Annotated in this window: 16 protein-coding genes; 5 read left to right on the top strand and 11 right to left on the bottom strand. The window is 71.2% G+C overall.

From position 1 onward, the window contains the following. Positions 1-30 precede the first annotated feature (30 nt). Entirely contained in the window at positions 31-765 is a 735-nt protein-coding gene (locus IF00_RS0103995; RefSeq protein ID WP_030314240.1) for a TetR/AcrR family transcriptional regulator, read from the top strand. On the opposite strand, the gene IF00_RS0103990 is transcribed toward IF00_RS0103995, so the two are convergent. Then, positions 750-1,082, bottom strand: coding sequence for a 5-carboxymethyl-2-hydroxymuconate Delta-isomerase (locus tag IF00_RS0103990; RefSeq protein WP_030314239.1), 333 nt, complete (start codon positions 1,080-1,082; stop codon positions 750-752). The two genes, IF00_RS0103995 and IF00_RS0103990, sit on opposite strands and share 16 nt — an antisense overlap. A gap of 64 nt (positions 1,083-1,146) precedes the next feature. Between IF00_RS0103990 and IF00_RS0103985 the strand changes: the two genes are divergently transcribed. Beyond that, a complete protein-coding gene (locus IF00_RS0103985; RefSeq protein ID WP_030314237.1) occupies positions 1,147-1,683 on the top strand; it encodes a GNAT family N-acetyltransferase in 537 nt (178 codons plus the stop codon). Here IF00_RS0103985 and pulA read toward each other — a convergent pair. From pulA to IF00_RS0103950, 7 genes are all read right to left on the bottom strand, one after another. After that, positions 1,670-6,970 (bottom strand): pullulanase-type alpha-1,6-glucosidase, encoded by a 5,301-nt coding sequence (pulA, locus tag IF00_RS0103980; RefSeq protein WP_030314235.1) that lies wholly within the window; start codon positions 6,968-6,970, stop codon positions 1,670-1,672. The genes IF00_RS0103985 and pulA overlap by 14 nt on opposite strands. A gap of 82 nt (positions 6,971-7,052) precedes the next feature. Beyond that, positions 7,053-8,771 carry a carbohydrate-binding module family 20 domain-containing protein gene (locus IF00_RS0103975; RefSeq protein WP_030314233.1) on the bottom strand — a complete coding sequence of 573 codons (1,719 nt, stop codon included), beginning with the start codon at positions 8,769-8,771 and terminating at the stop codon, positions 7,053-7,055. 122 nt (positions 8,772-8,893) lie between these two features. Continuing rightward, positions 8,894-9,979, bottom strand: coding sequence for a LacI family DNA-binding transcriptional regulator (locus tag IF00_RS0103970; RefSeq protein ID WP_078944533.1), 1,086 nt, complete (start codon positions 9,977-9,979; stop codon positions 8,894-8,896). After that, the gene (locus IF00_RS0103965) at positions 9,967-11,646 is read right to left on the bottom strand and encodes a glycoside hydrolase family 13 protein (protein WP_030314230.1); all 1,680 of its coding nucleotides are present in this window, start codon (positions 11,644-11,646) and stop codon (positions 9,967-9,969) included. The genes IF00_RS0103970 and IF00_RS0103965 overlap by 13 nt, the downstream gene beginning before the upstream one ends. A 62-nt stretch (positions 11,647-11,708) precedes the next feature. Continuing rightward, positions 11,709-12,584: a sugar ABC transporter permease gene (locus IF00_RS0103960; RefSeq protein WP_037637533.1), complete on the bottom strand. Its 876-nt coding sequence runs from the start codon at positions 12,582-12,584 to the stop codon at positions 11,709-11,711. Beyond that, positions 12,578-13,591 carry a carbohydrate ABC transporter permease gene (locus IF00_RS0103955; protein WP_030314226.1) on the bottom strand — a complete coding sequence of 338 codons (1,014 nt, stop codon included), beginning with the start codon at positions 13,589-13,591 and terminating at the stop codon, positions 12,578-12,580. Before IF00_RS0103955 ends, IF00_RS0103960 begins: the two co-directional genes overlap by 7 nt. Positions 13,592-13,610: 19 nt before the next feature. After that, the gene (locus IF00_RS0103950; RefSeq protein ID WP_030314224.1) at positions 13,611-14,885 is read right to left on the bottom strand and encodes an extracellular solute-binding protein; all 1,275 of its coding nucleotides are present in this window, start codon (positions 14,883-14,885) and stop codon (positions 13,611-13,613) included. A gap of 359 nt (positions 14,886-15,244) precedes the next feature. Here IF00_RS0103950 and IF00_RS0103945 point away from each other — a divergent pair, with 359 nt between their 5' ends. Together IF00_RS0103945 and IF00_RS0103940 are read left to right on the top strand one after the other, a co-directional pair. Beyond that, positions 15,245-16,273, top strand: coding sequence for a LacI family DNA-binding transcriptional regulator (locus IF00_RS0103945; RefSeq protein ID WP_030314223.1), 1,029 nt, complete (start codon positions 15,245-15,247; stop codon positions 16,271-16,273). Positions 16,274-16,458: 185 nt separating this feature from the next. Next, positions 16,459-17,430 carry a phosphatase PAP2 family protein gene (locus tag IF00_RS0103940; RefSeq protein WP_030314221.1) on the top strand — a complete coding sequence of 324 codons (972 nt, stop codon included), beginning with the start codon at positions 16,459-16,461 and terminating at the stop codon, positions 17,428-17,430. On the opposite strand, the gene IF00_RS0103935 is transcribed toward IF00_RS0103940, so the two are convergent. Both IF00_RS0103935 and IF00_RS0103930 read right to left on the bottom strand, forming a co-directional pair. Then, positions 17,414-18,985: an amidohydrolase gene (locus IF00_RS0103935; protein ID WP_030314220.1), complete on the bottom strand. Its 1,572-nt coding sequence runs from the start codon at positions 18,983-18,985 to the stop codon at positions 17,414-17,416. The two genes, IF00_RS0103940 and IF00_RS0103935, sit on opposite strands and share 17 nt — an antisense overlap. Next, entirely contained in the window at positions 18,892-20,448 is a 1,557-nt protein-coding gene (locus tag IF00_RS0103930; protein ID WP_051819818.1) for an APC family permease, read from the bottom strand. Before IF00_RS0103930 ends, IF00_RS0103935 begins: the two co-directional genes overlap by 94 nt. Positions 20,449-20,547: 99 nt before the next feature. Between IF00_RS0103930 and IF00_RS0103925 the strand changes: the two genes are divergently transcribed. Continuing rightward, positions 20,548-21,159 (top strand): TetR/AcrR family transcriptional regulator C-terminal domain-containing protein, encoded by a 612-nt coding sequence (locus tag IF00_RS0103925; protein ID WP_030314216.1) that lies wholly within the window; start codon positions 20,548-20,550, stop codon positions 21,157-21,159. Positions 21,160-21,197: 38 nt separating this feature from the next. On the opposite strand, the gene IF00_RS0103920 is transcribed toward IF00_RS0103925, so the two are convergent. Further along, positions 21,198-24,185, bottom strand: coding sequence for a bifunctional [glutamine synthetase] adenylyltransferase/[glutamine synthetase]-adenylyl-L-tyrosine phosphorylase (locus IF00_RS0103920; protein ID WP_030314214.1), 2,988 nt, complete (start codon positions 24,183-24,185; stop codon positions 21,198-21,200). Positions 24,186-24,465 lie beyond the last annotated feature (280 nt).

The raw sequence follows: 24,465 nt of genomic DNA, 5'->3' as shown, positions 1-24,465 counted from the left end.
GAGCGTATCGGACGCCGTTAGGCTGTTCGTATGACGACCGGGGTACGCCGCAGGATGGGCGTCGAGGAGCGCAAGCAGCAGTTGATCGGGGTGGCCCTCGAACTCTTCAGCCACCGCTCTCCCGACGAGGTGTCCATCGACGAGATCGCCGCGGCCGCGGGGATCTCGCGGCCGCTTGTCTACCACTACTTCCCCGGCAAGCAGAGCCTCTACGAGGCGGCCCTCAGGCGCGCGGCCGACGAGCTCGCGGCCCGGTTCGTGGAGCCCCCGCAGGGGCCGCTGGGGGCACGGCTGTTGCGGGTGATGGGCCGGTTCTTCGACTTCGTCGACGACCACGGGCCGGGGTTCGCGGCGCTGATGCGGGGCGGGCCCGCGGTGGGTTCCTCCACGACGAACGCGATGATCGACGAGGTGCGGCACGCCGCGTACGTGCAGATCCTCGCCCATCTCCAGGTCGAGAAGCCCTCGGCCAGGCTCGAATTGGTCGTGCGTTCCTGGGTGTCGCTCGCCGAGTCGACGGCGCTGATCTGGCTGGACGGCCGCCGGGTCCCGCGCGCCGAGCTGGAGTTGCAGCTCGTGCACGACTTCGGGGCGCTCGCCGCGGTGAGCGCCGCGTACGACGCGGACATGGCGGAGATGCTGGTCGGCATCCTGGCCGACGAGCCGGCCGACGGCCCCTTCGGGGAGCTGGTGGCCCGGCTCGTCGCGCTCGTTCCGGCCGTGTCGGCCGACGTGCCCTCCGTCCCCGATCAGCGCTTGCGGTAGGACGATTCGAGGTCCCGGATCTCGACGGACAGCCGGACGTCCTCCTTCGCCTCGACGAATCGCGGCAGCAGGTCGAGGACGGCCCGGGAGAGGCGTGCCTTGACCTCGTCCGTGCGGCCGGACAGCAGGGCGATCTCGACGTGCACGATCACGTCGTCGGCCGATCCGTCGCCGACGACCGCCTCCTGGACCTCGCGGAACCGGGTCTTGCAGGCGTCGAGCCTGGTGTCGACCGCCTCCACGACGAGCGGGTGCAGGGCGAGCGCGAAGCCGCGCCGGTCGAGGGGCACGGAGTGGTCGACGGTGATCTGCGGCATGAGGCACTCCCGGCCAGAGGGATACGGCTGTCGGATGTCTGGCCCCACCTTTACGGTGATCGCCATGACGGCACAAGTGACCTTCCGGCAGGCGGATGCCCGCGACGTGGACCTCCTGGTGGGAATGTACGACGGCGCGGCCCGGTGGATGCTGCGGAGCGGGATCGACCAGTGGAGGCCCGGCGGGAAGGGCGCCGGTCACTTCCGTGAGCGCGTCGCCGCCGGCGAGGTGTGGCTGGCGGCCCGCGGCGGCCTGGCCGTCGGCGCGTACGAACTGTGGTGGGAGGACGAACAGGCCTGGGGCCCGCAGCCGCCGGTCGCCGGGTACGTCCACCGGCTGATGACGGACCGGGCGTCCGCGCCCGCCGGGACCGGGCGGGCGCTGCTCGCGCACGCCGAGGGCCGTGTCGCGGCCGGCGGCCGGTCGGTCGCGCGGCTGGACTGTCTGTCGAACAACCCGCGACTCCGTACGTACTACGAGGCCGCGGGTTACCGTGCCGTCGGCGAGGAGCCGGGAAAGCTCGCCGCCGACGGCACGCGCTACGGGGTGACCCTGATGGAGCGGTCGCTCACCCCGGGGGCGGGCGTCACTTCGCCGTGAAGACCGCCACCGTCCGCGCCGGGACCGTGAAGGTGCCCGAACCCGGCTCGTAGGACGACGCCTTCACGACCGTGTCGGAGCCGTTCGCCTGCACCGGGTGCAGGGCGTACGGCGTCCCGGCCAGGCCGGAGACCTGCTGCGTCTGCTGCCGCGTGCTCGCGTTGAAGACCACCACCAGGTCGCCCAGGCGCATCGTGATCACGCCCGGGGTCTCCTCGCGGCCCGAGAGCGGGAAGGACAGCGCGTTCTGCACCTGGCCCGCGGTCGCGAGGGAGAAGGCCGGCTCGGTGGTACGGATCTTCTGGAGGTCGCGGTACGCGGCGGAGGCGCCGTCGATCTGCTCGCAGCCGACGCCGAGGGCCGGGTTCACCAGGAGCGGCTTTCCGTAGCCCCACTTGGCCTTGTTGTCGGGGGCCGGCGGGAGGCCGCGGCCGAAGCCGTTGCCGTCGCCGCAGTCCCAGTGGATCGCGTTGAACCAGTCGCCGCTGTCGTAGGAGTTGCGGTCGAGGGACTTGGAGCGCAGCAGGTCCGAGCCCGCCTGGGAGAGCGCGGGGCCCTGCGAGAGGGTCGCGGTGGCCATGGCGAGGACCTGCATGCGGGCCCGGTCCGCGGCCGGCGTGCCCGCCGGGAGCTTGAAGGCGAGCGCGTCGTACAGGGTCTCGTTGTCGTGGGCGTCGGCGTAGGCGAGGGCCTCGCCGGGGGCGGCGGCGTATCCGGCGGGTGCGCCGTTGTAGTCGACCTGGCTGCCCTTGACCGTACGGCCGGAGGTGTCGGTGAAGTGGTAGTCGGCGAGGTTGCCGGTCAGGCCGACCTTGATGAGGTCCTGGTAGTGGAGGAGCCGGGCCTTCTGCTGCTCCGGGGTGCCGTTGGCGGTGGACGTGTTGGGGTCGGTGAAGAGGCCCGAGGCGAAGCCCTGGACGCCGGGGTCCTCGTCGAAGGGGCCGCCGCCGCGGACGGCGTCGCGGGCCCGGTCGGAGAAGGTCGCGATGCCGGTGCCGGCCATGTTCTTCTGGGTGGCCTGGACGAAGCGGGCGTCGTCGGCGATCTCGCCGAAGTTCCAGCCCTCGCCGTAGAGGATGATCGCCTTGCCGTCGACGCCGTCCTTGGCGAGGGTCAGCTCGTCGAGGGCCTTGCGGACGGCGAGGATGTTGGCCTTGGGGTGGTGGCCCATGAGGTCGAAGCGGAAGCCGTCGACCTTGTAGTCCTTGGCCCAGGTGACGAGGGAGTCGACGACGAGCTTGCCCATCATCGCGTTCTCGGGTGCGGTGTTGGCGCAGCAGGTCGAGTTGGCGACGGTGCCGTCGGCCTGGAGGCGCTGGTAGTAGCCGGGGACGATCCGGTCGAGCACGGACTTGTCGGACTGTCCGGCGGCGACGGTGTGGTTGTAGACGACGTCCATGACGGTGCGCAGGCCGTTGCCGTTGAGGGCCTGGACCATCTGCCGGAACTCGACCGTGCGGCGGGTGCCTTCGGGGTCGGTGCTGTAGGAGCCCTCGGGGACGGTGTAGTGCAGCGGGTCGTAGCCCCAGTTGTAGGCGTCCTTGGCCGCGGCGGCGGCCACGCAGGCCTGCTGCTCCTCGGAGTCGGGCGCGTAGACCTTCAGGTCGCAGGCGGGGGTGGTCCGGTCGGACTTCTTCTCGGGGATGGTGCCGATGTCGAAGGCCGGGAGGAGGTGGACGTAGGAGGTGCCGGAGGCGGCGAGCTCGCGCAGGTGCCGGGAGCCCTTGCTCGTCTTGTCCGTGAAGGCGAGGTAGGTGCCCCGGTGGTCGGCCTTCGCCGTCGGGTCCGCGACGGAGAAGTCACGGATGTGGAGTTCCTGGATCTGGGCGTCGCGCAGGGGCACGGCGGCCGGCTTCCGGAGGTCGCGCCAGCCGGACGGGGCGAGCTTCGGGTCGGTGAGGTCGACGGCGAGGCTGCGGGCGGAGTCGGTGGTGAGGGCGGTGGAGTAGGGGTCGGTGACCTTGTTGGTGACGACCTTCTGGATGCTGGGGGCCCAGACCTTCACCACGTAGCGGTACGGCTTGCCCGTCCAGGACGTGGGGCCGGTGACGGACCAGACGCCGGAGGTGTCGTCGCGCCGCATGGGCACGGTCCGGCCGTCGAGTTCGAGGGCCACGGACTGCGCGGTGGGGGCCCACACGGAGAGGCCGACCTTGCCGCCGCGGAAGACGGGGCCGAGGGCTGCGCCGGTGGCCTTCTTCGCGTAGAGGTCGTCGAGGACTCCGGCGGTCTGGACGCCGGTGGCGGCGAGCAGGGCGCCGTTGGCGGCGCGCTGGGTGGCGATCAGCTGTCCGCGCAGGGAGTCGCGGACGCGCTCGGTGTCGCGCGGGTCGACGGTGAAGGCCGGGTACTCCGCGAGGTGCGGGTACTTCGCCTTCTGGGCGTCGGTGAGGGCGGTCTGGTTGAGCCGCAGCCACCGGCCCTCGGTGTTCAGGGCGCCGTCGGTGACGGTGATCCCGCCGTCCTCGGCGTACACGAGCTGCTGGCTGGTGGCCTCGGTGGCCTTGACCTTCCAGACGACGGTGTTCCGGTCGATCCACTGGGCCTCGGCCTTGCCGAGGTCGAGGTTCGGGGCGCCGCCGACGGTCGGGAGCAGGTACTTGGGCTGTCCGGAGAGCAGCCACACCTCGTGGCCGAGGCTCGCCAGGTCGAGGGACTGGTCGGTGGGCAGGTCCTTCTCGTCGCCCTTGTGGAGGATGTACGAGAGGGAACTCGCGCCCTCGGTGAGCGGGACCTCGTAGACGGCGCCGTAGGCGTCGACCCGGGTCGGCATGACGGGCTTGGACCAGTCGGTGGGCTGGGCGGCGCCGGTCCAGGTGTGGAGGCCCCAGCCCTCGTAGTTCCCGTCGGCGCGCTGGTAGTGGAGGACGGCCTTGGTCTTGTCCGGGGTCACCGGGGCCGGGTTGGTGTCGGACTGGCCGTCGGCGCCCTGCGTGATCCAGACCTCGCCGGTGCGTCCGAGGTCGACGCTGCGCTGCGGGCCGTCGGGGGTGCCGTTCTTCTCGACGGTGTACGCGACGGTGGACGCGCCTTCGGGGACCTTGACCCAGGCGAAGGCGCCGTGGGCGTCGCGGCCGGTGAAGGCGGCCTCCTGGCCGGCGCCCTTCAGGGTCCAGCCGTCGTAGTTCCCGTCCTCGCGCTGGTAGTGGACGACGGCGTAGGTGCGCTCGACGGCGACCGGCTTCGCGGGCGCGGGAGCCTGCCCGGCGGTGCTCGCGGCGGTGGCGCTCGCGGTGCGGCCGGTGCTGTCGACGACGACCGCCTTGTAGCGCAGGGCGGTGCCTGCGGGGGCGGTGATGTGCTGGGTGACCTTGTAGGGGGCGTGGTCGGCGGTGCCGAGGGTCTGCCAGCGGCCGTTGCCGGTCTGCGCGGCGAAGACGACGCGGTTGAGGCCGCCGCCGCTGACGTCGGCGGTGAGCTCGACGGTGCCGGTCGCTCCGGCGGCGGGGGCCCTGAGGCTGACGGAGGGCTTCACGGCGGGGGCCGGAAGGGGCTTGTCGGCCTTGAGGACCAGGGAGGAGAGGGCGGGCACGGTGACGGTGACCTTGCCGTTCGCGGCGGTCGCGGCGCCCTGGCTTCCGTACAGGGCACGGAAGTTCGCCGAGTCGACGGGGACGGTGACCGTCTTGTCGGTGGTGGCGCTGTTGGTGGCGACGAGGTATTCGGTGCGCGTCGTGGTGTCCGTACGGGAGAAGGCGTAGACGGAGCCTTCGGCGTACCGTTCCTGCTGGACGCCGTCGCGGAGGGCCGGGTTGTCGCGGGTCAGCTTCGACAGGGCGGCGACGGACTTGTACACCGGGTGCGTGGGGTCGTACGCGTCGGTGGCGTGGGTGCGGTCGGTGCCGAGCTGGTCGTCGTCGAGGTAGTCGGCGGTCTTGGAGGCGAAGAGGGTCTGGCGGGCGTCCTTGTCGCCGCCGGGGCCGGTGAAGCCCTGCTCGTCGCCGTAGTAGATCACCGGGTTGCCGCGGGACAGGAACATCAGCTCGTTGGCGAGGGTGGCCCGGCGGACGAGTTCGGTGTCGGAGGCGTTCGGGTTGTCCTGCTTGAGGAAGGTGCCGATGCGGCCCATGTCGTGGTTGCCGAGGAAGGTCACCTGCTCGTAGGCGTTGGCCTTGTCGGTGGTGTACCGGTAGTCCTCGGAGAAGACCTTGGCGAGCCGGTCGGCTCCGGCACCCTGCGAGGCGAAGGCGCGGGCGGCGTCCTGGAACGGGAAGTCGAGGGTGGCGTCGAGCCGGCCCCGGGTGACGTACGGGGAGGTGACGGTGGTGTCGGCGGAGTAGACCTCGCCGAACATGAAGAAGTCCTCGCGGCCCTGCTTCTTGGCGTAGGCGTCGAGGGCGGTGGCCCACTGGGTCCAGAAGTCGAGGTCGACGTGCTTGACGGTGTCGATGCGGAAGCCGTCGATCTTGAAGTCGCGGACCCACTTCTCGTAGATCCTCCGCATGCCGTCGACGACCTCGGGGCGCTCGGTCCACAGGTCGTCGAGGCCGACGAAGTCGCCGTACTCGGCGGACTCGCCGGCCCAGGTGGAGTCGCCCCGGTTGTGGTACATCGTGGGGTCGTTGAGCCAGGCCGGGACCTTGGCGTCCGCCTTCTCGGTGGACGGCACGGGGGTGTACGGGAAGGAGTCCCGGTCGACCTTGCCGAGGGCCTCGCGGTCGTCGAAGGGGCGGCCGTCCTCGTCGAGGTACGGGAAGGCGCCCTTGGGGCGGTAGCCGTACTTCTGCTCGGCGTAGTCGACGGTGTCGGCGGTGTGGTTGGTGATGACGTCGAAGAAGACCTTCATGCCCTTGCGGTGGGCGGCCGCGATCAGCTTCTCCAGGTCCTCGTTCGTCCCGAAGTGCGGGTCGACCTGGGTGAAGTCGGTGATCCAGTAACCGTGGTAGCCGGCGGAGGCGTCCTTGCCCTCCCCCTGCACGGGCCGGTTCTTGAAGATCGGCGCCATCCAGATGGCGGTGGTGCCGAGCCCCTTGATGTAGTCGAGCCGCTCCGTGAGGCCCTTGAGGTCGCCGCCCTGGTAGAAGCCCTTGTCGGTGGGGTCGAAGCCGGTCTGAGTCCGGCTGCCGGTGAGGCCGCCCCGGTCGTTGGAGGTGTCGCCGTTGGCGAAGCGGTCGGGCAGGACGAAGTAGAACTGCTCGCGGGTGAGGTCCTGGCGGGCGGGCTCGGCCGCGAGCGCCCGGTCGGACGGCGGGGCCGGAGGCCTGGGCGCGGCGGCCGCGGGGACGGCCGGCACGAGGGCGGCGCACAGGGCGGCGGCCAGTGCGACCGCCGTTCTCTTGCGTGTCACGGGGGTGCTCCCTGGAGGAGGGACGGGGGTACGGGTGGGAGGACCGCCCCGGTGCGGGGGCGGCCCTGGAGGAGAGGGAGGGTCAGCTGCGGAAGGTGTCGTTCAGGACGAGCTGGCCGGAGGCGGGGACGGTCGCGGTGCGGTTGGCACCGGACTCCCAGGTGACGTTTCCGGCGGCGTCCTTGCGGATGTACTTGTACTCGAAGGCCGTTCCGGCGGGCAGGCCGACGGTGAGCTTCCAGACGGGGTACGTGGCCGGGTCGAGCTTGAGGGCGGCGGCCGGGGACCAGGAGCCGAGTTCGGCGCGGTTGCCGGTGACGTAGATGTTCTGGCCGACCACGGTGGTGGCGGTGACGTTGAAGGCCGCGCCCGAGGTGGCGGGCGGGGTCGTCGGCGGGGTGGTCGGGGTGGTGCCGGAGCCGCAGTTCATCGCGTTCACGTGCAGGGCCAGCGCGGTGTTGGCGCCGAGGGTGGCCGTGAACTGGCCGGATCCGTTCACCGTCACGGGAGTGTTCGACTGGACGTCGCAGTAGGTGCCGGCGGGCAGCGAGGTCTGGAAGGTGCGGGTGAGCGCCGAGGTCTCGTGGTTGACGGCCACGTACGCCTTGGTGCCGCGGCCGAACGCGATCGCGTTGTTGCCGTTGTCCCACCAGCCGGTGACGGCCTGGCCGCGTGCGGTGTTGCGGAAGGCGACCATGGAGGAGATCTCGCGCCAGGCGTGCTGACACTTCCAGCCGTCGCTGTAACAGGCGTTGACCTGGCCGCCGTTGGGCGGTCCGGCGTCCTTGTCGGTCCACTCGTAGCCGGAGTGGACGTCCGGGGAGCCGTAGGGCCAGGCGAGCGCGAAGACGGAGGCGAGGGTGTAGTTCGCGCCGTCCTTGTAGGACAGGGTGTCGCCGCCGCGCTCGGTGTCGTGGTTGTCGACGAAGACGCCGGACTGGCCGGAGGGCATGTAGCCCCAGGCCTCGCCGAAGTTCTTGAGGTAGGCGAGCTTCTCGTTCTGCAGGATGCGCTTGAGATCGCGGGCGTAGCGGAACTCCTGGACGTCTCCGCTGCCGAGGTATTCGCTCGGGGAGACGGCCTCGCCGGCGCCGTGGATGGCCTCCAGCTTCCAGTACACGCCGGGGTTGGTGAGCCGCGACTTGATGTTCGCGAGGTCGGCGGCCGGCATGTGCTTGGCGGCGTCGATGCGGAAGCCGTCGACGCCGAGGGAGAGCAGGTCGTTGAGGTAACCGGCTATCTTGCCGCGGACGTGGTCCTCGCCGGTGTCGAGGTCGGGGAGCTGGACCAGTTCGCAGTTCTGGACGTTGCCCCGGTCCTGGTAGTCGGAGATCGTCGCACGGCAGTCGTCCATGTCGGAGCCGGAGTACAGGCCCGGGTAGTCGTACTTGGAGAACGGGGTCCCGCCCGTTCCCGTACCGGAGCCGTTCGCCATGTGGTTGATGACGGAGTCGGCGACGACCTTGACGCCGGCGGCGTGGCAGGTGTCGATCATGTTCTTGAAGGCGGTGCGGTCGCCGAGACGTCCGGCGATCTTGTAGCTGACGGGCTGGTACGAGGTCCACCACTGGCCGCCCTGGAGGTGTTCCTGGGGCGGGGAGACCTGGACGTATCCGTATCCGGCGGGGCCGAGGCGGGCGGTGCATTCCCGGGCTATCGAGGCGAAGTTCCACTCGAACATCACCGCGGTGACGTCCTTCTCACCGGGCGGGGCGGCCTGCGCCGGGGCGTTTCCCGTGACGGCCACAGCGGCGGCTCCCGCCACGAGGGCGAGTGCAGCGGCCACGGTTTTTCTGGCCATGATTCCTCCTGCCGACTTCACTGTCGCAAGAAGTTGCCGAAAACTTCAGCAACTGTTTTCAGCCGTGACCGTACGAGTGCCCCGACGCCCGGTCAACCCTCCGGACACCGCAACGCAAGTTGTTACGTAAGGACTTGCGACAGCGTGGCGCGGGCGGGCGGCTGCGCCGTGGAGCCGCGGACCACCAGCTCCGGCTGGAAGACGAACTCCGTGCGCTGCACGGGATTCCCCTCGATCTCCTCCAGGAGCGCGCCGACGGCCGCCGTCGCCATGGCCTGGACGGGCTGGCGCACGGTGGACAGCGGAGGGCTGGTGAAGGCGATGAGCGGCGAGTCGTCGAAGCCGACGACGGAGACGTCCCCCGGCACGTCGAGGCCCCGGGCGCGCACGGCGCGGATCACGCCCAGCGCCATCAGGTCGGAGCCGCAGACGATGCCGGTGCAGCCCTCGCGCAGCAGGATGTCGGCGGCCGCGTGCCCGCCCTCGACACCGAAGAGCGTGGGCCTGATGAACCGTTCCGCGTCGGCGCGTTCCACACCGAGGAGCTCGTACAGCTCGGCGGTGAAGCCCTCGGCCTTGCGGCGCGAGGGCACGTAGCGGGTGGGGCCGATGGCGAGGCCGATCCGCTCGTGCCCCAGCTCGACCAGGTGCCGCACGGCCATCCGGGCCGCGGCCCGGTCGTCCGGTGAGACGAAGTTGGCGTCGATGTGCTCGTTGTAGCCGTTGATGAGGACGTACGGCACGCCCCGGGCGGTCAGCCGGGCGTAGCGGGCCGGGTCGGCGGAGGCGTCCGCGTGCAGCCCGGAGAGGAAGACGATGCCGGCCACCCCGCGCTCCACGAGCTGCTCGACGAGTTCGTCCTCGGTGGCGCCGCCGGGCATCTGGGTGCAGAGCACCGGGGTGTAGCCGTGCCCGGCGAGGACCTGCTCGACGACCTGCGCGAACGCCGGGAAGATCGGGTTGGTCAGCTCGGGCACGACGAGCCCGACGAGCCCCGCGCTGCGGCGTTTCAGCCGTACGGGACGCTCGTAGCCGAGCACGTCGAGCGCCGCGAGCACCTTGTGCCGGGTCGCGCCGGCCACCCCCGCCTTGCCGTTGAGGACCCGGCTGACGGTGGCCTCGCTGACCCCGGACTGGGCCGCGATGTCCGCGAGCCGCGGGGCGCCGTTCCCGGCACCCCGCGGCAGGGGGATCGTCACACCGCCCACCAGGCGGTCGAGTCGGCGGGCAGGACCGCTGTCTCCTCGCCGTCGGCGGCGACGATCGAGATCTCCTCGTTCGAGAGAAGGAACCGGCCGGGCAGCGGGACGGAGATGGCCCGGCCGGTGGTGTTGGCGATGCAGGCGAAGCCGTCGCGGCGGAAGGAGAGCACACCCTCCGGTGCCTCCAGCCACTCGACGGCCTCGCCCGCACCGAGTCCGGGCTGCGCCCGCCGCACGGCGAGGGCGCTGCGGTACAGCTCCAGAGTGGAGCCGGGGTCGCCGGTCTGCGCCTCGACGCTCAGGCCGCCCCAGGTGGTGGGCTGCGGCAGCCAGGAGCCGCCGGCACCGAAGCCGTACGAGCCGCCCTCGACGGTCCACGGGATCGGGACCCGGCAGCCGTCGCGGAAGCCGTCCTGGCCGGACGCCCGCCAGAACGACGGGTCCTGGCGGACCTCGTCGGGCAGGTCGGTGACGTCGGGCAGGCCGAGCTCCTCGCCCTGGTAGACGTACGCCGAGCCGGGCAGCGCCAGCATCAGCAGGGTGGCGGCGCGGGCGCGGCGCAGGCCGAGTTCGCGGTCGCCGGGGTCGCGGAGCTGGGTGCCGAGGCCCGCCGGGTTGGCGAAGCGGGTGGCGTGCCGGGTGACGTCGTGGTTGGACAGCACCCAGGTGGTGGGCGCGCCGACCGGGCGCATCGCCTCCAGCGAGTCGTCGATGACGCGGCGCAGCTCGGCCGCGTCCCAGTGGGTGCCCAGGTACTGGAAGTTGAAGGCCTGGTGCATCTCGTCGGGGCGCACGTAGTTCGCGGTGCGGGCGACGGTCGGGGTCCAGGCCTCGGCGACGAGGACGCGCTCGCCGTCGTACTCGGAGAGGACCTGCCGCCAGGAGCGGTAGATCTCGTGGACGCCGTCCTGGTCGAAGAAGGGCATGACGTCGTTGCCGAGCAGCTTCAGCTGGTCGTGGGCGCCGAGGTCGGGCAGGCCCTCGGCCTTGACGAGGCCGTGGGCGACGTCGACGCGGAAGCCGTCGACGCCCATGTCGAGCCAGAAGCGCAGGATCGAGCGGAACTCGTCGCGGACGGCGGGGTGTTCCCAGTTGAAGTCGGGCTGCTCCGGGGCGAAGAGGTGGAGGTACCAGTCGCCGGGGGTGCCGTCCGGGTTCTCCGTGCGGGTCCAGGCGGGGCCGCCGAAGATGGACTCCCAGTCGTTGGGCGGCAGTTCGCCGTTCTCGCCCTTGCCGGGGCGGAAGTGGTAGCGCTCGCGCAGGACCGACCCGGGGCCCTCGCGCAGCGCGCGCTGGAACCACTCGTGCTGGTCGGAGGAGTGGTTGGGGACCAGGTCGACGATGATGCGCAGGCCCAGGGCGTGGGCGTCGCGGATCACGGCGTCGGCGTCGAGGAGCGAGCCGAACATGGGGTCGATGGCCCGGTAGTCGGCGACGTCGTAGCCGGCGTCGGCCTGCGGCGAGGCGTAGAACGGGGAGAGCCAGACGGCGTCGACGCCGAGTTCCTTGAGGTACGGCAGCCGGCTGCGGATTCCCTCCAGGTCGCCCATGCCGTCGCCGTTGCCGTCGGCGAAGCTGCGCGGGTAGACCTGGTAGATCACCGCGTCTCTCCACCAGCCCGTGTGCGTGCCGGTGGTCGGGGCGTCGGCCGGGGTGGCGAGATGCTGGGTCATGTCTTCCCTGGGAGGTAAGGAGGTGCGTACAGAGGTGCGTACAGAGGGCGGGCTCAGGGCCGTCAGCCCTTGACGGCACCGGCGGACATGCCGGTGACGAGGTGACGCTGGGCGAAGAGGAACACCAGGGCCGCGGGGATGGCGATGAGCACGGAGGCCGCGGCCATCGGGCCCCACTGGGCGCCGTACTGGTTGACGAACTTCTGGAGTCCGCCGGCGAGCGTGAGGTTCTCGTCGCCGACCATGAAGGCGGAGGCGTAGGCGACCTCGCCCCAGGCGGTGATGAAGGAGTAGAACGCGGTGACCGCGATGCCCGGCTTGGCGAGCGGCAGGATCAGCCGCCAGAAGGTGCCGAACGGGGTGAGGCCGTCGACGTAGCCGGACTCGTCGATCTCGCGCGGGATGGTGTCGAAGAAGCCCTTCATCATCCACGCGCAGAACGGGACGGCGATGGTCAGGTACGTGATGACCAGGCCGACCGGCTGGTTGAGCAGGCCCATCGACGCCATGATGTTGTAGATCGGCACGATCAGGACGGCGACCGGGAACATCTGGGTGATGAGCAGCGTCCACATCAGACCGCGCTTGCCGGGGAAGCGGAAGCGGCTGACGGCGTAGCCCGTGGTGGCGGAGATGAAGACGCCGATGACCGTGGTCAGACCGGCGACCAGCAGCGAGTTGCCGAACCAGGTGAGGAACGGGGTGTCCTTCAGCAGGTTCGTGTAGTTCTCGAGCGTCGTCTCCTTGAAGAAGTCCGTGGTGATCGCGTACTTGGCCGGCTTGAGCGAGGTCAGCAGGACCCACAGCACGGGGAAGACGGCGATCACGGACGCCACGATCAGGGTGACGTGCAGGGCGACCGAGGCGAGCGGCGAACGACGTCCGCGGATCGGCGTGTTCACGACGGCCTGGGGGGTGGGGGTCGTGGTCGTCACCAGACTTCTCCCTGCTTGCGGAGGACTCGCCGGTAGACCGCGGCGAAGAGCATCAGGAGGACCAGGATGAGCACGCCCCAGGTGGAGGACTGGGCGAAGTCGCGCGGACTGACCTCGAAGGAGAACTTGTACGCCTGGGTGACGAGGATCTGGGTGGCCTCGCCGGGCCCGCCCCGGGTGAGCAGGAAGATCACCGGGAACATGTTGAAGGTCCAGATGGTGGAGAGCAGGACCACCGTCGTCGACACCGAGCTCAGGCCGGGCATGGTGATGTGCCGGAAGCGCTGCCAGGCGTTGGCGCCGTCCATCTCGGCGGCCTCGTACAGCTCGCCGGGGATGGACTGGAGCCCGCCGAGGAGGGCGACCATCATGAACGGCACGCCGAGCCACACGTTGACGAGGATGACCGAGAACTTGGCCCAGGTGGGGTCGTTCAGCCACGGCACGGCGTCGATGCCGCCGCCCGCGAGGATCTTGTTGAGGAGACCGTTGTCCTGGTTGTAGAGGAAGCGCCAGGCGAAGACGGAGACGAAGCCGGGCACGGCCCAGGGCAGGATCAGCAGCAGCCGGTAGAAGGAGCGGCCGGCGATCTTGCGGTTGAGGACGTTGGCGAGGGTGAGGCCGAGCGCGAAGGTGACCGAGACACAGGCCACCGTCCACAGCAGGGTCCAGCCCAGGGTGGAGAGGAACTGGCCGCCGGTGAGCGCGTCGGCGTAGTTGTCCAGGCCGACGAACTCATAGGTGGCCGGGATCTCGTTGACGCCGATCGACCGTGCGACGTTCCGCTCGTTGGCGTCGGTCAGCGACAGGTAGATGCCGCGGACCAGCGGATAGCCGATGATCACCGCGATCACGATCGTCACCGGGGCGATCATCGCCCAGGCGTACCAGTGGGTGGCGAGGGAGCGCTTCCTGACGCTCCTGCGCTTGCCAGTTCCGCGGCTCCGGCCGCGGGCGACACTGTCGCCCGCGGCCTTCGCCACCGACTGGCTGGGGGTGTCCACAGCCATCAGCCGGCCTGCCTTCCTGTTACTTCCAGTCCTTCAGGAGCTTGCGGTAGGCGTCGCCCGTCGCCTTGGCTCCCGCGTCCGGGGTGGTCTGGCCGGTGAGGACCTTGGTGTACTCGGTGACGAGCGGCGCGAAGAGGCTGCCGGTCTCCGGGATCCAGGGGCGCTCGACGGCCTTGTCGACGACCGGCTTGAAGAAGCCGATCATCTCGTTGGTCGCGACGTCCGGCTTGATGTAGACGGACTCACGGGTCGGGAGCAGGCTGAGCTCCTTGGCGACCGTCGCCTGGGTCTCGACCGAGGTCATGTACTCGGCGAAGGCGTAGGACGCGTCGAGGTTCTTGGAGCCCGCGTAGACGGCGAGGTTGTGGCCGCCCTGCGGGGCGCCCTGGCCGGCCGAACCGGCGGGGACCGGGGCGATGCCCAGGTTCGCCTTGTCGGCGAACTCCTTGCCGGCGTAGGTGTCGGCGACGGCCCACGGGCCGTTGATCATCATCGCGACCTTGCCTTCCTTGAAGGCGGTCTGCATGTTGTTCCAGCCGTCGGTGGCGTCGGTCTTGGCGGCACCGGAGTCCACCAGGTCCTTGACGACCTTGAAGCCCTTCACACCGGCCGGGTTGTCGACGGTGATCTGCTTCTTGTCGGCGTCGACGAGGTCGCCGCCCTCGCCGTAGAGGAAGGAGAGGAACCAGTAGGCGTCGTCGCCGCGCAGGTAGAGGCCGGGGTTGCCGGTCTTCTGCTTGATCTTGGCGGAGACGGTCTTGAGCTCGTCGATGGTCTTGGGGACCTCGACGCCGGCCTCCTTGAAGATCTTCTTGTTGTAGAAGATGCCCATGGAGTCGATGACCTGCGGGACGGCGTAGGTCTTGCCGTTGTACTTGGTGGAGGCCGCGGCCTGCTCCAGGAAGTCGTCCTGGTTCTTGAGGGCGGCGGTGCCGTCCAGCGGGGCCAGGTAGCCGAGGTCCGCGAACTCGGGGGTCCAGGCGACCTCGGAGCGGATGACGTCGGGGGCGCCGGAGCCGGACTGCGCGGCGTTCTTGAACTTGTTCTGCGCCTCACCGAACGGCACGTTCACGTACTTGACGGTGACCTTCGGGTGCTTCTTCTTGAAGTCCTCGGCGACCTTCTTGAAGACCTTGTCCTCGGAGCCGACCGTGGAGGTGTCCCACCAGGTCACGGTGCCGGAAAGCTCGCCCGAGCTCTTCGAGCCGCCGTCCGAACCGCTGTCACTCCCGCACGCCGCCAGGGTCACGCCCAGGGCCGCGACCAGCGCGGTGGCCGCTATGCCACGCCGCATGTGAACTCCTTCAACTGATCCCGGGGGGACGAGGGGCTGGAACCTTCCTCATGCGACCGCTCCCTCGCGGCGCTCCGGGTTGCCAGGAACGTAACAGGGATGAAAACGAGCCGAAAGACCTTGCGAGAACTTTCTGCAAGGACCGGGGATCGTTACATCCGCGTGTCCCGAAGGTTGCCGTTGAATCGCTTGACAGCAGCTGACACACGCCCCTCGCGCGCCGCACGGCCCCGCGCGCACGCCCCGAACGCACCACGCACGCCCCGCAAAACCTGCAAGAGCTTGCGGAGTGGCTTGCATCACGCGCACCTCAGCCATGCGGTGGGCAATACGCCCCGTGACCGGTACAGTCCATCCTCATGACCGCGCGGCTCTCCGACATCGCAGCCCAGGCGGGGGTCAGTGAGGCCACAGTCAGCCGCGTGCTCAACGGCAAGCCCGGTGTGGCCGGGGCCACCCGTGAATCCGTCCTTGCCGCGCTCGACGTGCTCGGCTACGAGCGGCCCGTACGACTGCGCCAGCGCAGCGCGGGCCTCGTCGGCCTCATCACCCCCGAACTGGACAACCCGATCTTCCCCGCGCTCGCGCAGGTCATCGGGCAGGCCCTGACCCGGCAGGGATACACCCCGGTGCTCGCCACCCAGACCCCCGGCGGGTCCACCGAGGACGAGCTCACCGACATGCTGGTCGAGCGGGGCGTCGCCGGCATCATCTTCGTGTCCGGACTGCACGCCGACACCACCGCCGACATGACGCGCTACGACCAGCTGCGCGGCAAGGGTGTCCCGTACGTCCTCCTCAACGGTTTCTCCCCGAAGGTGCAGGCGCCCTTCGTCTCCCCCGACGACCGCGCCGCGATGCGGCTCGCGGTGACGCACCTGGCCGCGCTCGGGCACACCAGGATCGGGCTCGCCGTCGGACCGAAACGGTTCGTGCCGGTGCTCCGCAAGATAGAGGGCTTCCAGCAGGGCATGGAGGAGCGGCTCGGCCTCGGCTTCGAGGAGTCCGAGGCGCTGATCCAGCACTCCCTCTACACCCTCGAGGGCGGCCAGGCCGCGGCCGGGGCGCTGATCTCCCGCGGCTGCACGGCGGTGGTCTGCGCGAGCGACATGATGGCGCTCGGCGCGATCCGGGCCGCACGGCAGCAGGGTCTCGACGTCCCCAGGGACGTCTCCGTCGTCGGTTTCGACGACTCTCCCCTCATAGCGTTCACCGATCCGCCGCTGACCACCATCCGGCAGCCCGTGCAGGCGATGGGGCAGGCCGCGGTCCGGGCGCTGCTCGAGGAGGTCGGAGGCACTCCCGCCCCGCACTCCGAGTTCGTCTTCATGCCCGAACTGGTCGTCCGCGGGTCGACGGCCTCCGCGCCGCCCGCCGGACGCGTCTGACAACCGGGCGCCGAACCCGCGCCCGCTCCACCGCCCGACCCGCCCTGCCCGACCTGCCCCTGTAGCTGCTCGCGACCCTGACGGCACCCTCCGTGCGACCTCATTCCCGAGGTGGACCGGGTGCGCCCCGAACCCGTCGGAGGGATGATCGGTCGGGGGGAAGGGATCTGGCAGACTCTCTCCCTATGGGTGAAACGACCGTGAAGAGTTTGGACAACCGGACGACCCCGTCGTCACCCACCGTGGCCGACGGCAGGTTCGCGCGCCTCCGTGCGCGCGCGCCGCGGCGCCCCACGATCTGGTTCGAGATCGCGCTGATCGCGGTCAGTTACTGGACGTACTCGCTGATCCGCAATGCGGTGCCGGAGCAGAAGGCCCAGGCCTTCAAGAACGCCGACTGGATCTGGGAGACCGAGCAGTCCCTCGGTCTCGCCTTCGAGCACGCCGTGAACCACGCCGTGAACTCGGTGACATGGCTGATCGTGTCGATGAACTACTACTACGCGACGCTGCACTTCATCGTGACCATCGGTGTGCTCGTGTGGCTGTACCGATGGCACCCGGGCCGTTACGGGGCGTTCCGCACCGTGCTGTTCGCGACCACCGGTGTGGCACTGGTCGGTTACTACCTGTACCCGCTCGCACCCCCGCGGCTCATGACCAGCCAGAACTTCGTCGACACGGTGCTCGTCCACCACACCTGGGGCTCGATGGCCTCGGGCAACCTCAAGCACGTGTCGAACCAGTACGCGGCGATGCCGTCGATGCACATCGGCTGGTCCCTCTGGTGCGGCCTGACGATCTTCCTCCTGGCCAAGGCGCCCTGGGCGAGGATCCTGGGCCTGCTCTACCCGGTGGCGACCCTCGTCGTCATCGTCGCCACCGCCAACCACTTCTGGCTGGACGCGGTCGGCGGCATGATCTGCCTCGGCTTCGGCTTCGCCGTCTCCTACTTCTGGTACGGCTCCCGCCCGCACCGCCTCCCCAAGCTGGTCGAGCCGATGCCGGGCGCGGTGACGCGGAGCGGCCCGCCTCCGAAGGGGGAGACGGACCGCGAGGACGAGAAGGCCGGCGCCGTCTCGTCGACCGAGGTGGCCGCCGGGACGGATACGGCCGAGAAGGCCGGCACGGAGCGCTCGGTCAGCTCCGGAAGGTGATCCGGCCGCCGGCGACGGTGAGACGGATCGGGGCGTTCGCCGTCTCGTCCGCCGGAGCCTCCACCGGGTCCACCGCGAAGGCGGTGAGGTCGGCCCGGTGACCCGGGGCGATCCGGCCCGCGATCCGTTCCTCCCCCGCCGCGACCGCCGCGTGCGTGGTCATCCCCTCCAGGGCCATCGGACCGGTGAGCCCGTGCCGGGCCGAGGCCGCGCCGCGCGGGGCTCGCGCGGTGGCGAGGACCTGCCGGGCGTCGTAGTGGGCGATGGGCCAGTCCGAGCCGAGCGCGAGGTGCGCCCCGGCGTCCCGCAGGTCACGGCAGCGCCAGGCACGGGCCGCCCGCCCCTCACCGAGTCGCCTGGACCATTCGTCGGTGTGGTCGGCGCGGGTGTACGCGGTGTGCGGGGGTTGCATCGAGGCGACGACTCCGAGCGCGGCGAACCTCCCCAGCTGGTCGTCGGGGACCGTCTCGATGTGCTCGATGCGATGGCGGGGACCGCCCGTACCCAGGGTTTCCACGGTGTCGAGGACGTGCCGTACGGCGGCGTCGCCGATGGCGTGGGTGGCGGTGCCGACGCCCGCGCGGTGGAGACGGCGCACGGCGGCGGAGTACGCGGCCGGATCGGGCCAGAAGGCGTCGGTGCCCCGGCCGTGACAGTCGGCGTGTTCCAGCCAGGCGGTGCCGCCCTCGACGGTGCCGTCCATGAAGAACTTCACGCCGCCGATCGCCCACAGGCGCCCGCCCCGCCCCTGGAGCCGTACGAACTCCTCCAGCTCCTCCTCGCTGACGCCCGGCATGCACCAGGGCGCGAGACGGAGGCGCAGCGGCAGCTCGCCGTCCTCCTCCAGGGCGGTCAGGAGGCCGGGTACGTCGGGGCCGCCGAGGTCCATGACGTGGGCGGAGGTGAGTCCGGTGGCGGCCATGCCGGTGAGCAGGTCGACGAGCCGGTCGCGGCGCTCGGCGTACGGCTGGGCGGGCAGGACCGGGGTCATCAGGTCCATGGCGGCGTGCTCGACCAGATGCCCGGTGGGCCGTCCGCCGGCGTCGCAGACGATCTCGGAGAGCTGGGCGAAGGCGCGGGGCCCGTCGATGCCGGCGGCCTTGAGGGCGGCCGTACCGGCCAGGGCCGAGTGTCCGTCGTAGAGCCGGAGGTACGCGGGTGCGCCGCCGAGGACGTCCTCGATCAGGTCGCGGTGGACGGGGCGGCCGCCGAAGACGTTGTGGTCGAGGCCGAAGCCGATGATCCAGCCGTCGCGGCGGTCCGCGTCACGGAGGGCGGCCCGCAGTCCGTCGAGGTCGGCGACACCGGACAGGTCGGTGCCGGTGAACATCTCCAGGCCCCAGACGGGGTGGCTGTGGGCGTCGGTGAGACCGGGGGTGAGGGTGGCGCCGGCCAGGTCGACGACCTCGGTGCCGGGGCCGCGCCAGGCGCGGGCGTCGGCGGCGTCGCCGAGGGCGGTGATCAGTCCGTCGCGGACGGCGACAGTGGTGTGGCCGCTCGGCTCGGGGGTACGGACGCGGGCGTCGACGAGGAGGAGGTCGGGGGCTGCGGACACGGGGCTTCGGCTCCTTCGGCGTGCGGGTCGGTGGGCGGTTCTTCGGCGAAGCGGGCGTAGATCTCGGGGCGAGTGCGGCGCAGCCGGTACGCGAGGAGGAGCCCGAGGACGAGGACGGCGGGGACGACCGCGACGAGGACCGTGTTGACCGTCGGGGAGGCGCCGGTGAAGAGCGCGACCTTCGAGGCGACCAGCCAGATCGCCACGACGAGCAGGGCGGCCGCGGTGACGGGGGCGACGAGGGTGCGCAGGGCGCCCTCCTGGTGCGGGACGCGCCGGAAGTAGCGGACGACGGCGAGGGCGGCGAGCAGCATCAGCGCCATGAGCCCGAGCATCCCGGGGGTGTTCACCCAGAGCAGCAGCTGCGTGTACGGGTCGGCGCCGGCGGCCGCGAAGCCGAGGACGACACCCGCGCCGAGCACGGTCTGGGCGAGGCCCGCGACGTACGGGGAACGGTGGCGGGGGTGGATCCGGCCGAGTGCGGCGGGCAGGACGCCCTCCTCGGCGAGGGCGAGGGCGTAGCGGTTGATCGCGTTGTGGAAGGCGAGCAGCGAGGCGATGATGCTGGTCACGATGAACACGTGCATCAGGTCGGCGGCCCAGGGGCCGACGTAGGTGGTGATGGCGGCGAAGAAGAGTCCCCCGGTGTCGCCGGCGGCGGCTGCGACGACCTTGTCGTCGCCGAAGGCCTGGATCACGGTCCAGACGACGAAGGCGTAGAACAGGCCGAGGAAGCCGACCGCGATGTAGGTGGCGCGGGGGATGGTGCGGGCCGGGTCGCGGGCCTCACGGCGGTAGATCACGGTCGACTCGAAGCCGGTGAAGGCCGAGAAGGCGAAGGCCAGTACGGCCGCCGTGCCGGGGACGAGGACGTTGCCGGGGGCGAAGGAGGCGAGGGAGAGCCCGTTCGCGCCGCCCTTGAGGAGCACGCCGCCGGCGAGGAGGACGAGTATGCCGGTCTCGGCGACGAGCAGGACGCCGAGGACCTTGGCGCCGAAGTCGATGGAGCGGTAGCCGCCGTACCAGATGACCAGCAGGCCGGCGAGGGCGATCGGCAGCCAGGGCAGGTCGATGCCCCACAGGGCGCCGGCGGTGTCGGAACTCGCGGAGCCGAGGAGCCCGTAGACCCCGATCTCCATGCCGTTGTAGCCGACCATGGCGACGAGGGCGGCGGCGATGCCGAGCGGTGTGCCGAGCCCCTGGGCGATGTACGCGTAGAAGGCGCCGCCGCTGCGGACGTGGCGGCTCATGGTGGTGAAGCCGATGGCGAAGATCGCCAGGGTGATGCCCGCGAGGAGGTAGCCGGCCGGGGCTCCGATGCCGCCGAGGACGAGGGCGATGGGGGCGACGCCGGCCATCACGGTGAGCGGTGCGGCGGCGGAGACGACGAAGAAGGAGATGTCGGCGGTGCCGAGGGTGCCGGTGCGCAGGCCGGGCGGCTTGTCGGAGGTGCTGGAGGACATGCGGGAGAAGCCCTTCTCGTAAACCTAAAGGCTTTCGGTTGGCGCAATGTAGCCTCGTGTCCAACGATTCGGGAAGACCTGAACAGCGGGAGAACGTCCATGGGCCGGCCGCACAAGCCCCTGCTCGACCGGGTGCGCATCACCACCACGGCACTCGAACTCGTCGACGAGCAGGGCGACTTCAGCGTCCCCCAGATCGCCAGACGACTCGGCGTGCAGACGGCCTCGGTGTACCACCATGTGGACGGCCGGGACGGCATCGTGGAGCTGCTGCGGGAGCGGATCTGCGCCGCCATCGACGGCGGCACCCTCGACGGAAAGCCCTGGGACGCGGCCGTCGCCGCCTGGGCGCGCTCCTACCGGGCCGCCTTCGCCGCCCACCCGAAGGCGATCCCCCTGCTCACCACCTCTCCGGTGCGCGCCCCGCGGGTCCTGGAGCAGTACGAGAAGGCGGTCGCCCTCCTCATCGACGCGGGCTTCGCCCTCCCGGACGTGATGCCGGCGATCATCGCCCTGGAGAACCTGGTCCTCGGCTCCGCCCTCGACATGGCGGCCCCGGAGGCGATGTGGGAGCTGGCCGACGACACGGCGACCCCGCGCCTCGCGCGGGCGCTCGCCGCCTTCCCCGAGGGGGGCCGCACCGACACCGCCTTCGAACTGGCCCTGGCCGGCTATCTGACCCACGTCCGGGGCATGCCGGACGGGGTGTAGACGCGGCGAGGGCCGGTCCACGCGACCGGCCCGGGGGCCTACGCCCCGTAGAACAGCTCCTCGACGACGGCGCGGGCCCGACGGGTGATCCGCCGGTAGTCGTCGACCATCTCGCCGACATGACCGGACTCGTACCCCAGGTACCGTCCGACCGCAGCGAGTTCGCGCGGGTCCGAGGGGAAGGTGTCGCCGGGCCGGCCGCGGACCAGCATCACCGCGTTGCGGACGCGGGTGGCGAGGACCCACGCCTCGTCCAGGGTCTGCGCCTCCTCCGTCGGGATGAGGCCGGCCGCGTGGGCCGCCCTGAGCGCCTCGCGGGTACGGGTCGTCCGCAGCCCCGGCTCCACCCAGCCGTGCCGCATCTGAAGCAGCTGGACCGTCCACTCGACGTCGCTCAGACCGCCGCGCCCCAGCTTGGCGTGGAGGGTCGGGTCGGCGCCGCGCGGCAGCCGCTCGGACTCCATCCGGGCCTTGAGGCGGCGGATCTCGCGGACGGCGTCCTCGCCGAGACCCTCGGCCGGATAGCGCAGCGGGTCGACGAGTTCGACGAACCGGTCCCCCAGCTCGCGGTCGCCCGCGATGGGTTCGGCACGCAGCAGCGCCTGGCTCTCCCAGACGAGCGACCAGCGACGGTAGTAGGCCGCGTACGACTTCAGGGTGCGGACCAGGGGGCCGCTCTTGCCCTCCGGCCTGAGATCCGCGTCGATCAGCAACGGCGGGTCCGCGGTGGGGAGTTGCAGCAGCCGTCGCATCTCGGCGACCACCTTGTTCGCCGCCCTGGCCGCGTCCTGCTCGTCGACGCCCTCGCGCGGCTCGTGCACGAACAGGACGTCGGCGTCGGAGCCGTACCCCAGCTCGTGACCGCCGAAGCGACCCATGCCGATGACGGCGAACCGGGTGGGCAGTTCGTCGCCCCACTCCGCACGGACGGCGGCCCGCAGGGCGCCCGCGATCGTCGCCGCGTTGAGGTCGGTGACCGCCTCCCCCACCCGGTCGACCAGGGCACCCGGGTCGGGCTCGCGGGGGCTGTCCTCGGTGCCGTACGAGCCGATGAGATCGGCCGCGGCGGTCCGGAACAGCTCCCTGCGGCGCACCCCCCTGGCCGCCGCGACGGCCTGCTCGGCGTCGGACGCGCGGCCCACCGCCGCCAGGACCTCCTGCTCCAGGTGGTCCAGGCCGCGCGGCTTCAGCCCCTCCGGGTCGCCGAGCAGCGCGACCGCCTCGGGAGCGCGCAGCAGCAGGTCGGGAGCGAGGCGTCCGGCGGAGAGGACCCGGGCGAGGTTCTCGGCGGCGGCGCCCTCGTCACGGAGCAGCCGCAGGTACCAGGGGGTCTTGCCGAGGGCGTCGGAGACCTTGCGGAAGCCGAGCAGGCCGGCGTCCGGGTCGGCCGAGTCCGCGAACCAGCCGAGCAGCACCGGGAGCAGCGTCCGCTGGATCGCGGCCTTGCGGGTGACCCCGGAGGCGAGGGCCTCCAGATGACGCAGGGCGGCGGCGGGGTCCTCGTAACCCAGCGCTTCGAGCCGCTGCCCAGCGGCCTTCGGGCTGAGCCGGATCTCGCCGGGCGCGAGCTGGGCGACGGCGTCGAGGAGCGGCCGGTAGAAGAGCTTCTCGTGCAGGCGGCGGACGACGGCCGCGTGCCGCTTCCACTCCTTGTTCAGATCGGCGACCGGATCGGTGCGCAGTCCGAGCGAGCGGCCGAGGCGGCGCAGGTCGGCCTCGTCCTCCGGGACGAGATGGGTGCGGCGCAGCCGGTACAGCTGGATGCGGTGCTCCATGGCCCGCAGGAAGCGGTAGGCCTCGTCGAGCTGGGCGGCGTCGGCCCGGCCGACGTAGCCGCCGGCGGCGAGGGCGGCGAGCGCGTCGAGGGTGGTGCCGCTGTGCAGTCCGGCGTCGCTGCGGCCGTGCACGAGCTGGAGCAGCTGGACGGCGAACTCGACGTCGCGGAGGCCGCCGGGGCCGAGCTTGAGCTCGCGGTCGACCTGGGCGACGGGGATGTTGTCGACGACCCGGCGGCGCATCTTCTGCACGTCGGGGACGAAGTTCTCGCGCTCGGCGGCCTGCCAGACGAGCGGGGAGACGGCGCCGATGTAGTGGGCGCCGAGCTCCGGGTCGCCGGCCACCGCACGCGCCTTGAGCAGCGCCTGGAACTCCCAGGTCTTCGCCCAGCGCTGGTAGTACGCGAGGTGGGAGGAGAGCGTACGGACGAGGGGGCCGTTGCGGCCCTCGGGGCGCAGATTCGCGTCGACCGGCCAGATCGTGCCCTCGACGGTGGTCTCCGAGCAGATCCGCATCAGGTGCGAGGCGAGCCGGGTCGCCGCCTGCATGGCCTTGCCCTCGTCGGCGCCGTCGGCCGGCTCCCCCACGAAGATCACGTCCACGTCGGAGACGTAGTTCAGCTCGTGACCGCCGCACTTGCCCATCGCGATCACGGCGAGCCGGCACATGGCGGCGTCGGCGGGCGCGGCGGTACGGGCGATGGCGAGCGCGGCGCGCAGGGTCGCCGTCGCCAGGTCGGCGAGCTCGGCGGCGGTCTCGGCCACGTCGATGGTGCCGCACACGTCACGGGCCGCTATGGCCAGCAGACACCTGCGGTAGGCGACCCGCAGCGAGACCGCGTCGACCGCCTCGGCGAGCCCGTGCTCGAACTCGGCGACCCCCGGGTGCAGGTCGGCGGCCTCGTACGTGACGAGGGACTCCCAGTCGCGCGGGTGCCGGGCCAGGTGGTCGGCGAGCGCCTCGGAGGCGCCGAGCACCCCGAGGAGCCGGTCCCGGAACGGCTTGGCCGCGAGCAGGGTGGTCGTGAAGGTCTGCCGCTCGGTCTCGGGCTGCGCCTCGACGAGGCGGACGAGACCGCGCAGGGCGAGGTCGGGATCGGCGGTCGCGCCGAGGGCGTCGAGGAGGACCGAGTCGCCGCGGAGCGCGGACAGCTCGGGCACGTCCAGGAGCCGTTCCGCCCCCGACGGGTCGGTGAATCCGTGCCGCAGCAGACGTGAGAACGTGCTGCTCCTGCGTCCCGGCACCGTCATTCCGCCGCTCCCTCCGAGCAGGTCCGCCCCGGGCTCGACCCCAGGACTCACCCCCGGGTCGGAACCCGGGCGGATCGAGCCTATCCGGAGCGGGGGACGGGAGCCTTCAGGCCTTCGGTTCGCAGCGGATCACACGTGACGTCCCCCACATCGATGGCTTTTCGAGGTCGATGAACCGTATTCCTTGAAAGTCCGTCTTGCTGGTGGCGGACCACTCCCGCCTGCTCGTACCCGCCGAAGCGACCCTGAAGCGGACCCGACCGCATGCGCGGAACCACCC

Origin of the sequence: Streptomyces flavochromogenes, from assembly GCF_000717595.1 — a bacterium.
Lineage (GTDB): Bacteria > Actinomycetota > Actinomycetes > Streptomycetales > Streptomycetaceae > Streptomyces > Streptomyces flavochromogenes.
The sequence above is the reverse complement of the archived record's forward strand: the minus strand, read 5'-3'. Positions and strand labels throughout refer to the sequence as shown.